The sequence below is a fragment of the Rheinheimera pacifica genome (genome assembly GCF_900108485.1).
Classification (GTDB): Bacteria; Pseudomonadota; Gammaproteobacteria; order Enterobacterales; family Alteromonadaceae; genus Alishewanella; species Alishewanella pacifica.
In genome coordinates this window covers 127,821-140,781 of the sequence record NZ_FNXF01000003.1, presented here as the reverse complement: position 1 = coordinate 140,781, position 12,961 = coordinate 127,821, and the positions used below count along the sequence as shown (strand labels likewise).

Annotated in this window: 10 protein-coding genes; 6 read left to right on the top strand and 4 right to left on the bottom strand. The window is 47.3% G+C overall.

Annotated features, from left to right (window positions below; all coding sequences use genetic code 11):
* Window positions 1-54: 54 nt before the first annotated feature.
* Both BLW68_RS05110 and upp read right to left on the bottom strand, forming a co-directional pair.
* Window positions 55-945: an alpha/beta fold hydrolase gene (locus BLW68_RS05110; RefSeq protein ID WP_092791467.1), complete on the bottom strand. Its 891-nt coding sequence runs from the start codon at window positions 943-945 to the stop codon at window positions 55-57.
* Window positions 946-955: 10 nt separating this feature from the next.
* Complete coding sequence (upp, locus tag BLW68_RS05105; protein WP_092790954.1) at window positions 956-1,582, bottom strand: uracil phosphoribosyltransferase; 627 nt, start codon at window positions 1,580-1,582, stop codon at window positions 956-958.
* Between the two features lie 117 nt (window positions 1,583-1,699).
* Here upp and BLW68_RS05100 point away from each other — a divergent pair, with 117 nt between their 5' ends.
* Window positions 1,700-3,919, top strand: a complete 2,220-nt coding sequence (locus tag BLW68_RS05100; protein ID WP_092790953.1) for a S9 family peptidase — start codon at window positions 1,700-1,702, stop codon at window positions 3,917-3,919.
* Window positions 3,920-4,086: 167 nt separating this feature from the next.
* Here BLW68_RS05100 and BLW68_RS05095 read toward each other — a convergent pair whose 3' ends face one another.
* Window positions 4,087-5,337, bottom strand: a complete 1,251-nt coding sequence (locus BLW68_RS05095) for a cyclic di-GMP phosphodiesterase (RefSeq protein ID WP_245728270.1) — start codon at window positions 5,335-5,337, stop codon at window positions 4,087-4,089.
* Window positions 5,338-5,527: 190 nt separating this feature from the next.
* Here BLW68_RS05095 and psrA point away from each other — a divergent pair, with 190 nt between their 5' ends.
* From psrA to BLW68_RS05070, 5 genes are all read left to right on the top strand, one after another.
* Window positions 5,528-6,214 (top strand): TetR family transcriptional repressor PsrA, encoded by a 687-nt coding sequence (psrA, locus tag BLW68_RS05090; RefSeq protein ID WP_092791465.1) that lies wholly within the window; start codon window positions 5,528-5,530, stop codon window positions 6,212-6,214.
* 1 nt (window position 6,215) lies between these two features.
* Window positions 6,216-8,531: an acyl-CoA dehydrogenase gene (locus tag BLW68_RS05085; protein WP_092790949.1), complete on the top strand. Its 2,316-nt coding sequence runs from the start codon at window positions 6,216-6,218 to the stop codon at window positions 8,529-8,531.
* Window positions 8,532-8,605: 74 nt separating this feature from the next.
* Window positions 8,606-9,103, top strand: coding sequence for a GNAT family N-acetyltransferase (locus BLW68_RS05080; protein WP_092790947.1), 498 nt, complete (start codon window positions 8,606-8,608; stop codon window positions 9,101-9,103).
* 134 nt (window positions 9,104-9,237) lie between these two features.
* A complete protein-coding gene (locus tag BLW68_RS05075) occupies window positions 9,238-10,011 on the top strand; it encodes a PEP-CTERM/exosortase system-associated acyltransferase (RefSeq protein ID WP_092790945.1) in 774 nt (257 codons plus the stop codon).
* A gap of 4 nt (window positions 10,012-10,015) precedes the next feature.
* Window positions 10,016-11,983, top strand: coding sequence for a ThiF family adenylyltransferase (locus BLW68_RS05070; RefSeq protein WP_092790943.1), 1,968 nt, complete (start codon window positions 10,016-10,018; stop codon window positions 11,981-11,983).
* 100 nt (window positions 11,984-12,083) lie between these two features.
* On the opposite strand, the gene pepA is transcribed toward BLW68_RS05070, so the two are convergent.
* Window positions 12,084-12,851, bottom strand: coding sequence for a flocculation-associated PEP-CTERM protein PepA (gene pepA, locus BLW68_RS05065; protein WP_092790941.1), 768 nt, complete (start codon window positions 12,849-12,851; stop codon window positions 12,084-12,086).
* Window positions 12,852-12,961 lie beyond the last annotated feature (110 nt).

Below are 12,961 nucleotides of genomic sequence, written 5' to 3'. Positions count from 1 at the left end.
GTTCCAGGTTAATATTTTCGCCATTATAACGGAATTCAGGCCGTGTATTAACAGCTATTTCAACTGACAATTCAGTGCTCTAACCGCAAGCTGAATATACTGTGCCGCTGATTGTGGATCTTCCTGCATAAAGCAGTGGCCGCCGCTGACTTGTTCAACACTGACAGCGGCATTACGTTTTTGCCATTTACGCAGTGATTTAGCGATAAAGTCATAACTTTTATCACCGTAAATTACATGTACCGGCGGGCACTGCTGTGCCAGTTGCTGCCAGAGTTTATGCGGGTATGAGGCAAAAATATCCGCTTCGCGCTGTGGTAAACATTTTAAACTCAGGCCGTGCTCTGACGGCTTTAGCGCATGATCGATATAGGCAGCCAGTGCATCGGGATGCCAGTTGGCGAACATACCGCGATTATTCAGGTAATTTAGTGCGGTATCTCTGTCCGGCCAGTGCTGGCGGCGGCGCAGTGCCGCTTTGGCCAGCGGGTTTTTATGGTATAGCCGTACACCGTTTAATGTACTCATTACCGTTAGCATACCGGGGGTAAATAACACCGGGTCAAGCAAGACGGCACCGGTAAAGGGACTAGGGGCAACTGTGTGGATTAACGCTGTTAAAATGCCACCAAAGCTGTGACCAACACCGTATACCGGTACATCGGGATAGACATTTTTATGTGCCAGCCAGGCTTCGGCTGCCAGTTCCGCGCTTTTATTCCAGCCGACAAAAGCGCCGCCGTGATCGCTGTCGCCATGACCCTGAGCATCCGATAAAAACAAGTCATAATCCGCTGCCAGTAGTTGCAGCATGGGTTGATACATCCGGCTGCAAAAACCATTACCATGCAATATATGCAATACCGGCTTGCCGCTGGCTTCGCTGCGATAGCCGCGCAGGGTAAAGCCTTGGCGGGTGTGATAAGACCAGGGTATTAACTGCACTGGGTTGTCCTCATTTGGTACCAAACAGTTTATCACCGGCATCACCTAAGCCGGGCAGTATATAGCCGTGCTCGTTCAGGCAACGGTCAACCGCAGCGGTGTACAGCTCGACATCCGGATGCGCCAGGCGCAGTGCTGCAATACCTTCGGGCGCGGCTACCAATACCAGCGCTTTAATATGGTTGGCACCATGTTGTTTTAACAAATCAATAGTGGCGATCAGTGAGCCGCCGGTAGCCAGCATAGGGTCAACCACTATCGCCAGGCGTTGCCCGAGATCGGACGCCAGTTTTTGAAAATACGGTACCGGTTGCAGGGTTTTCTCATCGCGATAAATACCCACCACACTGATGCGGGCGCTGGGTAACAGCTCCAGTACACCATCGAGCATGCCCAGGCCTGCGCGCAGTATCGGCACTATCGTAACTTTTTTGCCCTGAATTTGCTCAATCTGAACCGGGCCGCTCCAACTGTCGATAGTAACGGTTTCTGTGGCTAAGTCCTTTGTGGCTTCGTAGGTTAGCAGGCTACCCAGTTCTGCCGCCAGCTGGCGAAATTGCTTGGTACTGATATCTGCAGCGCGTAGCAGGCCAATTTTATGTTTTACCAGCGGGTGGCTAACTTCGGTTAGTTTCATGTATTAAATCCTCTTTTTATCGCAGCTAAGCATAACGCAAGCGGCTTTTTCTTGCAGTTTGGCCTGAAGCATTATACAAACGGCAAGCAAAATTAAATCAAAGTCGCAGGGACAATAATGCACGTTAAATTACCACGTTTTGTACTGGCACTGTGTTTACTATTCGGAGGCAGCAATATGCTTAATGCTAAGCAACTGGAGTTAGAGCGCTTATTTGCTGATCCGGCATTAAGCGGTGCCACACCACGCTCATTAAGCATGGCGCCGGATGGCAGCAGGGTAACCTACCTTAAAGGCAAGGCCGGGGACGCTAACCGGCTGGATTTATGGCAATACCATATTAAAGAAGGCAAACACAGCCTGTTGGTTGACGCCGACAGCTTAATCAGTGGCGCTGAAACCTTATCTGATGAAGAAAAAGCCCGCCGCGAGCGCATGCGCTTATTTGCCTCGGGTATTATCAGTTACAGCTGGTCAAAAAACAGCGATGCCTTGTTATTTCCGCTAAACGGTGATTTGTACTACTACGAATTACGCAGCAAAAGCGCAAAAAAACTCACCGATACCAGCGAGTTTGAAACCGATGCTACGATTTCGCCTACCGGGCGTTATGTGGCCTTTATCCGTAATCAGAACCTGTTTGTGCTGGAAATTGCCAGCGGCAAAGAAACACAGCTAACCTCTGACGGTGGCGGCGATATTAAAAACGGCATGGCAGAATTTGTTGCCCAGGAAGAAATGGGCCGTATGACCGGCTATTGGTGGGCACCGGATGACAGCAAAATTGCCTTTACCCGTACCGATGAAAGCGGTGTGGCTGAAGTAGTACGCAATGAGATTTATGCCGACGAAATAAAACTGTTTAACCAGCGCTATCCTTATACCGGCACCGCCAATGCCAAAATTCAGCTGGGTGTGGTAGCACTCAAAGACGGCAGCGTGAACTGGATTTCACACGGTGATGACGAAGATATCTACTTACCGCGGGTTGACTGGACCAAAAGTGCCCGCTATTTAAGTTACCAATGGCAAAGCCGTAACCAACAGCAGCTGGAGCTGCGGCTGGTCGACTTAAGCAATAATCAGCAAAAAGTACTGCTGAGCGAAAGCAGCAAAACCTGGCTGAACCTGCATGATGATTTACATTTTCTGGCTAACGAGCAGGGCTTTATCTGGGCCTCTGAACGTGACGGTTATAAGCACCTGTATCACTTTGACTTTAACGGCAAATTGCTGCGCCAGCTAACCAGTGGTAACTGGGTAGTAGATGAGCTGGATGCGGTAAACGAAAAACAAGGCATGGTGTACTTTACCGGCCGTAAAGATACGCCGCTGGAGCGGCATCTGTATCAGGTCAGTTTAAAAGATGGCAATATTAAGCGTTTAACCGAAGCCGGTTTTGACCATGCGTTGGTGATGGCCAAAGATGGCAGCAGCTTTATCGACAGCTTTTCTAATGTCAGTACGCCGACTAAAGTGGCGCTGCGTGGCCTGGACGGTAAAGTGCTAACCTGGCTGGAGCAAAACGAGCTGAACAGCAGCCATGCGCTCACGCCTTATCATGCTGAACTGACGGCGCCGCGTTTTGGTACGCTTAAAGCAGAAGATGGTCAAACTATGCATTACCGGCTGTTTGCGCCAAAAACGTTGGCGCAGGATAAAAAATATCCGGTAATTGTCAGCGTATACGGTGGCCCGCATGCCCAACGTGTAACCAATAGCTGGAGTGCGCGTGACTTGTATCTGCATTATTTAGTGCAGCAAGGCTACCTGGTCTTTCAGTTGGATAACCGCGGCTCTTATAACCGCGGTAAAGCCTTTGAAGATCCGATTTATTTGAAATTGGGTGAAGCCGAACTAAATGACCAAATCCGTGGCGTAGAATATCTGCGCAGCCTGCCGTATGTCGATGCGAAGAAGGTGGCTATTTACGGCCACAGCTACGGTGGTTATATGGCGATAATGGCGATGTTTAAAGCCGGTGATTACTTCGCTGCCGGAGTGTCCGGTGCACCGGTTACTGATTGGGCACTGTACGACACCCATTACACTGAGCGCTATTTAGGCCACCCTGCGCAAAATGCTCAAGGCTATACCGACAGTGCGGTATTTCCTTACACCGATGGCTTAAAAGGTAACTTGCTGATTTACCACGGTATGGCAGATGATAATGTGTTGTTTACCCACAGCACCAAGCTGTATAAACAGCTGCAGGATAAGGGCTTACTGTTTGATATGATTAATTACCCGGGCAGTAAGCACTCTATGTTTGGCCAGCCGGTACAAACCCATCTGCATAAAAGTATTACGCAGTTTTTTGACCGACATCTGAAGTAATAAAAAGGCCAGCGGCACTGCCCGGCAGTGGCCAGTTTATTGTCTTACATGACGCGGTTTGCTCACATCAACACGCCATGAATCGTCCCTGAGGCTCGATTCCGGCCATCCATGGCCTCCAACGGTTGATTTAGAGCAAACCGGTCATGCTTATCTGTAAAGCAGCATCAGTTTTTGCCCTGAATATGGTAACTGACCTGCGCTCTGGGGTTGAGGTATTCAGCAATATGTTGCGGTAACGACTGAATTTTAACCACTTTGCTGATGCTGAGTTTATCAGGCTCTAATGTCAGAATTGGCGCTTCCAGTCTTGGCACATCAGCGTCATACACCAGTACGTTGGGGCACAGCAGGCTGTCGCTGTTTACTGACATGACAATGCCCAGCCGTTGATCAGACAATAAAACGATGGTACCTGGTGGGTACACGCCCATCATTTTAATCATCACTTTCATCTCGCGCTCCGGCAGTTTACCTTTCATACTGCGGTACATATACGACAGCGCATGGTGCGGCGATCGTGATTTACTGATATCCAGCGGATGGCACAAATTGTCAAACGCATTAACTACCGCCACAATTTTAGCTAACGCATCTATTTGTGGCTCTTTTAAAGCCTTAGGGTAGCCGCTGCCGTCAATATATTCGTGGTGTTGCTCAATAATAGGCCAGGCGTCCAGGGGAAAGGTATCGGTTAAACCCACTAACTCCACACCATATTTGGTATGCAGCTTTAGCAGGTTTTGCTCTGGCGTACTCAGCTCTGTGGTTTTGCGTAAAATCTGGCTGGGTATTTTAATTTTGCCAATATCATGGAACAAAGCGCCAATGCCTACGGTTTTAACCTGCGCTGGCGACAGGTTAAGGTTTTTTGCCAGCATCATTGACAAAGTAGCCACATTCAAAGAGTGATAATACAGGCCTTCCTGCTCTTTCGCTGCACCGGAAATTAAATGCAGCACCAGCGAATCGGCTCCGAGCAGAATATCCGCCATGGCGCTGATCAGGCTGCCGGCCTCTTCTATAGCGTTGAGCGGGCGGCTGTTAATTTTGCTCATCAGGCTTTTTACCTGCAGCAAAGATTGAGCAAAGGCTTTTTCAGTGCGCTGTAAATCACGCCGGTGCGCTTTGGCTTGCTCAATGCGCTGCATTTTTTCCTGCTGCATTTTCAGCTGCGCTTCACTGGCTGCCATATTAAACCCGGCTGTGTCCTCGTCGCTTAACTCTGCCGGTTGTGCAACTTGGACACTTTTATCCGGGTAAAAAAACACATAATCCAGATTGAGCGATTTGATAATTTGTAGCTGCTGGCTGTTTTCTATAATCATATTGCCAGACAAGAACGGATGTTTCAGCCAACCGGCAGGTAGCTTAATGGCATAGCCCAGTTTTAACGCTTCGGGTTTTATTTTCAGCACGGGTAACAAGAACTCCGGCAAAGCTAATGACAGTAAGCCACTAGTTTAAGTTTCAAATTGCACAATACCAATGACGTACAACAAAAAAGCCCGATAATTATACCAGGTTAGACCAGTTGCTGATTTGCCGCTTGACAGTATTTAAATTCAAACGTACATTTCAAACATGCGTTTAAATATTGGTGGCGTTATGTCTGTTAAGCACAGCACCCAAAATAAAATTCTCGATGCGGCACAAACATTGTTTGCCGAAACGGGCTTTACCGATACCTCTTTGCGGCAAATAACCAGCATGGCTGAGGTTAATTTAGCGTCGGTCAATTACCATTTTGGTTCAAAAAAAGAACTTATTCAGGCCGTGCTGCAGCGCTACCTCGTGGTGCTGATGCCGCGGTTGGATCAGGAGTTTACCCGCTTGCTGGCCGTGCAACAGCCAAATAGCTTAAGCCAGGTGTTATCGGTGTTTGTAAAGCCGTTACTGGAGTTAAATAAAGTACATCAGAACGGTGCCCGTATTTTTTTACAACTGCTGGGCCGTGGTTATACCGATGTGCAGGGGCACTTGCGTTGGTTTTTTAACCATCATTATGGCCGTGTACTGGATAAGCTGGTATTACTGGTACAGCAAGCCTGTCCGGATTTGCCACCCAGCGAGCTATTCTGGCGGCTGCATTTTTCACTGGGTACTGTGGTATTTACCATGGCATCTAATGAAGCCTTAGCTGAAATCGCCGAAGCAGATTTTAATGAAAAAGTTGATATTGAAGGCGTGATTTTACGCTTACTGCCGTACTTGTCTGCAGCCATTGCTGCACCTGTTGCCACTGTTACTCAATTAAGTCATACCGCGCCTGCAATGGCGAGTGAAGGAAGATAATATGTTGATTCTATTAGTATTAGTTGTCACGCTGGCGGTGATTTTTGGCGTTGCTGATATTCGCCGTAATTTAATTACCAAACCTGTGTTTACCATGTTCAAAAAAATTCTGCCGCCACTGTCTGATACAGAACGTGAAGCGATGGAAGCAGGTGATGTATGGTGGGACGGTGATCTGTTTCAGGGCAAGCCAGATTGGCACAAGCTGCATAGTTTCCCTAAAGCGGAGCTAAATGCTGATGAACAGGCTTTTATGGACAATCAGGTAGAAACCCTGCTGAAAATGCTGGATGACTACAAGATTGTGCAGGAACAGCGGGATTTGCCTACTGAGGTATGGGATTTCTTAAAACGTGAAGGCTTCTTCGCGATGATTATTCCTAAATCCTACGGCGGCCGCGAGTTCTCTGCTATTGCCAACTCAACTATTGTTTCGCGTATTGCTACCCGCAGTTTAACCGCCGCGGTAACGGTAATGGTGCCTAACTCATTAGGCCCTGGCGAGTTGCTAATGCACTACGGCACACAGCAGCAGAAAGACTTTTGGTTACCCGGCTTAGCCAATGGCACTGATGTGCCCTGTTTTGCGCTGACAGGCCCTGAGGCAGGCTCTGACGCTGGTGGCATTCCGGATACCGGTGTTGTGTGCAAGGGGGAATTTGAAGGCAAAGAAGTCGTTGGTCTTCGTCTTAACTGGGATAAACGCTATATTACATTGGCACCGGTGGCAACAGTGCTGGGGCTTGCCTTTAAACTGTATGATCCGGATGGCTTAATTGGCAATAAAGAAGAGCTGGGTATTACCTGTGCGCTTATTCCTACCAGCCATAAAGGTGTTGAGATTGGTGACCGCCACTTCCCGATGAATATGGCGTTTATGAATGGTACTACCTACGGTAAAGATGTGTTTATTCCACTGGAATGGATTATTGGCGGGCCTGATTATGCCGGCCGTGGCTGGCGGATGCTGGTTGAATGTTTATCAGCAGGACGGGGTATCAGTCTGCCAGCATTAGCCACCGCTACTGGGCACCTGGCGGCGCGAATGACCGGTGCCTATGGCTATGTACGCCAGCAGTTTGGCTTATCAATTGGTAAGTTTGAAGGTGTTCAGGAATCACTTGCCCGTATCGGCGGTTTTACCTACAGCCTTGAAGCCATGCGGGTTATGACAGCCGGCGCAATTGACATGAAACTAAGCCCAAGCGTGGTAACGGCTATTGCCAAGTACCACATGACTGAAATGTCGCGAACCTTAATGAATGATGCCTTTGATATTCATGCTGGCCGCGCTATTCAGATCGGGCCGAAAAACTACCTGGCACATGGTTATATGGGTATACCCATTTCCATTACGGTAGAAGGCGCAAATATTCTGACCCGTAACCTGATGATTTTCGGGCAGGGCGCAACGCGTTGCCATCCCTATGTACTGGCAGAACTGGAAGCGGCGGCAAACCCGGATGCTGAACAGGGCTTAAAGCAATTTGACAGCTTGCTGCTTAAGCATATCGGCTTTGCTATGGGGAATACTTTCGGTGCGCTGTGGCAGGGTATAACAGCAGGTGCTTTTAACACTGCTCCAGTATCTGGTGAAACTGCTAAATATTATAAACAGTTAAGCCGTATGAGCCGTGGCTTGGCATTAAGTGCAGATTTTTCGATGCTGATTTTAGGCGGTGAGTTAAAACGCCGTGAAATGTTATCAGCGCGCTTAGGTGATGTATTAAGCCAGCTGTATATTGCCTCCGCCGTATTAAAATTCTATGAAGATAATGGTCGTCAGCAATGTGATCTGCCATTTGTGCATTACAGCCTGCAGCGGGCGTTGTTTGAAATTGGCCGTGCTTTTGATGGCTTCTTTGCTAACTTTCCTAATCGCTTTGTTGCCGGGTTATTGCGTGTTCTGGTATTTCCGTTTGGCATTGGCTACAAAATGCCGGATGACGATACTGCGATTCAGATCTGTGAAGCGATGTCTAAACCTGGTGTGGTACGCGACCGTTTAACACATCTGTGTTACATCGGCGAGGGTGAGGACGATGCAACGGGGTTGATGGAAAGCGCTTTTATAGCAATGTATGAAGCGCAGCCTGTAATGAAGAAGATTTATCAGGCCCAGCGCGATGGTAAGCTACCGCGTAAGCAACCACTGGAGCAAACCATTGAGCAAGCCTTACTGGCTGAAGTGATAAGCGACACGGAATCTAAACAGTTATTGAAAATGAATGCCTTGCGTTTTAGCGCTATCAGCGTAGATAGCTTTAAGGCGGGCGATCTGGAAAGTCGTGCTTTAACCTCAGCTGACGTCGTCTAAACAACTTGCTACACTCAAACGCCGACAGAGCCTGATGCTGTGTCGGCGTTTTTTTATTGCTTTAAGGAGCTGTTATGTCTGATAAAATTCATTTGCGTTTAGCCACACCGCAAGATGTACCTGTTATATTGACTTTTATTCAAGGGCTGGCTGAATATGAAAGGCTGTCAGATCAGGTTGTGGCTACAGAAGAAAAATTACAACAGACATTATTTGGTCACAAAGCTTATGCCGAGGTTGTCATTGCAGAATATGATAAAAAGGCTGCCGGCTTTGCATTGTTCTTTCATAATTATTCAACATTTTTAGCCAAACCAGGTATTTATCTGGAAGATCTGTTTGTATTGCCTGAATACCGTGGTAAAGGTTTGGGCCGGGTACTGCTGAGTTATCTGGCAAAACTGGCTGTCGAGCGTGACTGTGGCCGTCTTGAGTGGTCTGTACTAGACTGGAATCAACCTGCAATAGATTTTTATCAGGCACAGGGCGCCACTATGCTAGAAGATTGGCGGATAAACCGGGTTACCGGAGCTTCGTTACAACAGTTGGCGGCTAAATACACAGTTAGTTAATATTATTGTGAAATTGGTGTGACTCTAAATAATTTAGTATATGAAATTCGCATTGTTAGATGATTTTACTATGTAAAACAAACAAAGAGTGGCTACTATATTTACTGAGTCTAATGTATTAACTGGATATCATCATGGATTGTGTCAGTCTGGCCGACAACTTTAAGCAGTATTTTGAAATTAAGTTTGCCGCTTCAACAGCGTTACGACAAGAGTCTTTTAAGATCAGACACTCAGTGTACTGTGAAGAACTGGGCTGGGAGCCGTTGCGCGAAAATGGTATGGAAACCGATGAGTGTGACGAGTACTCTTTTGCCCTGCTGTTGGTGCATAAAAGGACTGGCCAGTATGCCGGCACTGCTCGGCTGGTTATTCCTCCGGCAGAGAACCCATCTTATCAACTGCCGTTTGAACAGCACTGTTTGTCGTCAGTCAGAACCGATTTAATTGATCTGTCTGAATTTGAACGCGGTTCTTTCAGTGAAATTTCCCGGCTTGCTGTGCCTGAGGCGTTTCGCCGTCGTTTAGGTGAGCAAAATACGCCTTATGTCATCAACGAGATTAATCTGGAAAAAGATGTATTTTCAGAAGAAGAACGCAGAAACTTCCCTAATATTGCCATCGGCTTGTACCTGAGTATTATAGCGCTGGTACAAATGTGTCATCACAAGGCTATGTTTGTTGTGGTGGAACCCAGGTTAAAAAAACGCCTTGAGCGGTTAGGGTTGGCGTTTGAGCAAATCGGTGATGAAATGGATTATCACGGCACCCGCGCGTTATTTTATCTTCCTGAGCATAAGTTCATATCGGCACTTAACCCGGAAATTCTGCAGTTGTTTAATATGCTAAAAAGCCAGTTAGCCCCGCAACTGCGGCTTTACCCTTATTTAATCCGGCAAAAGGACTAACCGTATGAGTTCATCCGATTTTGACTATTACAAAGCATTTTCGCGCAATATTGGCTGGCTAACCTTAGCAGAACAGCAACTGCTGGCCAGTAAGCGCGTGGCAATTGCCGGTATGGGAGGGGTTGGGGGAGCACACTTACTGACGCTGGCCCGGCTTGGTGTTGGCCGGTTTCACCTGGCAGATTTTGACAGTTTCGATATTGAAAACTTTAACCGTCAGGCCGGTGCCAGATTATCTTCCGTGGGCCAGAAAAAGCTCGATACACTGGTAGCAATGGCATTGGATATTAACCCGGATCTGGAAATAACCACTTTTGCAGACGGTGTTACTGAAAGTAATATCGACGCTTTTTTACAGGATGTTGATGTATATATTGATGGGCTTGACTTTTTTGCGCTGAAAATCAGAAGCCTGATGTTCAGAAAAGCCTATGATGCGGGTATTCCTGCGGTAACCGCTGCGCCTTTGGGGATGGGGGTAGCGAACCTGAACTTTTTGCCCGGCAAGATGACATTTGAGCAATATTTTCTACTTGATGGCTGTGATGAAAATGAACAGTATTTGCGCTTTTTTGTCGGGTTATCGCCTGCCAGACTGCACAGTGCCTATTTAGTGGTACCAGAAAGTATAAATTTGCCTGAGCGCAAAGGGCCGTCAACTATCATGGCTTGCGAGCTTTGCGCCGGCGTTGCAGCAACTCAGGCATTAAAGCTGATGCTGAACCGCGGGAAAGTTATTGCCGCGCCCAGAAGCCTGCAATTTGATGCTTATCGTAATAGCTATAAAGTTAGCTGGCGGCCTTTTGGCAATGCCAATCCCATAAACCGGCTGGCACTTCATCTGGGACGGAAGTACTTTCTGAATCAACCCGTGCAAATAGCGCCTAAAACCGCACCGGAACAGGATCCATTACGTTATGTATTAGATAAAGCCCGCTGGGCACCCAGTGGTGACAATACCCAATGCTGGCGCTTTCGACCGACATCGGCATTAAGTTGCGACATTCTGGGTAATGATACCCGCCACGATGTGGTATACGATTTAAACGGCTTTGCCAGCAATATGGCCCACGGTGCTTTACTCGAAACTGCCCGTATCGCAGCTTCTGAACGCGGATATCAGCTGGAAATCAGCGACATTGACCGCTCTGATGCAGAGCATCCGGTGTATAAAATTGCTTTGTTGCAAGACAGCAGCATTAAAGCTGATGCGCTTGCCCCTTATATTGAAACACGAACCGTACAACGCAGGCCAATGGGCACTACAGCACTGAACTCCGGTGAAAAGCGTCAGCTTGAAATGGCTTTACCGCCTGGCTTCGCGGTGCACTGGTTTGAAAGCTCAGCTGAGCGCTGGACTATCGCTAAGTTATTATATGGTAATGCTTACACCCGGCTGATTATGAAAGAGGGTTATGATGTACATAGCAAAATCATCGATTGGGGTAAGCAGTTCAGTATAGACAAAATCCCCGAGCAGGCATTGGGCGTAGATGCCGCCACGGCAAAACTGATGAAATGGGCGCTGGCAAGCTGGGAGCGCTTTGAGTTTATGGCCAAATATATGGGGGGGACCATAGCACCCAGATTGCAACTGGATTTATTACCGGCATTACGCTGCAGTGCACACTTTGTGCTATATAGCACTGCTGCTGAGGCACCGGTGACCTTGGAACAACAGGTGGCCGCAGGGAGCGCTTTACAGCGTTTTTGGCTTACGGCAACTAAGCTAAAACTAGGCTTTCAGCCTGAGCAGACACCGGTTATTTTTTCCGGCTATTTGCGTGACAACCTGCAGTTCACCACTAACCAGCAAGCATTTGACAACGCAGTGGCGATGGACAAAAAGCTGGCTGCGTTATTACCGCCACAAGTATTTGCTAATAAGGTATTTTTTGGCCGGGTAGGGCGTAGTGAGCAACCCGCTTCGCGTTCGCTGCGGTTTAGTCTGCAACAATTGCTGGTAGAGTAAAGCAGAGATACAACGCAAAAAAACGCTCAATCGGCAGACACAGTGTAAAAGACAATAAAAAAGGGCATCATCAGATGCCCTTTTTAATAGCGCTGATAAATCAGGCTTTGTTACGACGGTTCAGACGTAAACCTAACAGACCTAAACCTAACAATGCTAAGCTTGCTGGTTCTGGTACAGTGAAGGTTTGGTTACCATCGTGACGGATTTGGAATTCCTGAGTAGAACCTGGAACACCGTTATAGTTTGGTGATAAACCAATAATGTTCTGCACAGTAACAATCAGTTGTGAATACACAGCATTGTTACCAGAGATATCGTTACCATTGTGGTAGAAGTAACCTGGGTTAGCGTTAAACTTCATGGTGATATCACAAGCACCAACACCAGCAACACTTGTCATACAGTTGCCGTTAACCAATGAAAAAGTACCTAAAGCAGTCGCAGTACCTGCATCGTAAGCACCGTTTACAGTGGTGTCAGCCCATAAAGTGGCAGAACCGCCAGCAAATAAAACCTGAATTAAACCACCAAAGTTAGGGAAGGCTTCTGCTGTACCATTAAATTCATAGTCCAGAAATACTTCGTATGCTGATGGTAAAAAGTTTGGCATACCTGATTGTTTGAAGTTAACCATTAATGTCTGGCCGAACTCCATAAAATCGTCCTGACCACCAAAAATTGAGCCATTGCCGTTAGTGTCAGTTTGAGTCACTTGTGCCAGATCCGGATCCCAGTCGATTTCGTCGAACATGGTAGAACCTGAACCGCCAAATGAGCTGTCGTCAAACATAATTACTGAAGCACTGGCGTTAAAGGCCGCCGCTCCAGCTAAAAATAATCCTGCAAGTAATTTTTTCATTTTCATTTCCTTAGTGAAGTTTCCACACAAGCTAGTTGGGTTGCCCCGCAAACTTATCCTCAAGCAATCGACTTATATATAAGCACTTTTGGTGCCAACTTTTTTTGTTGTTTTTT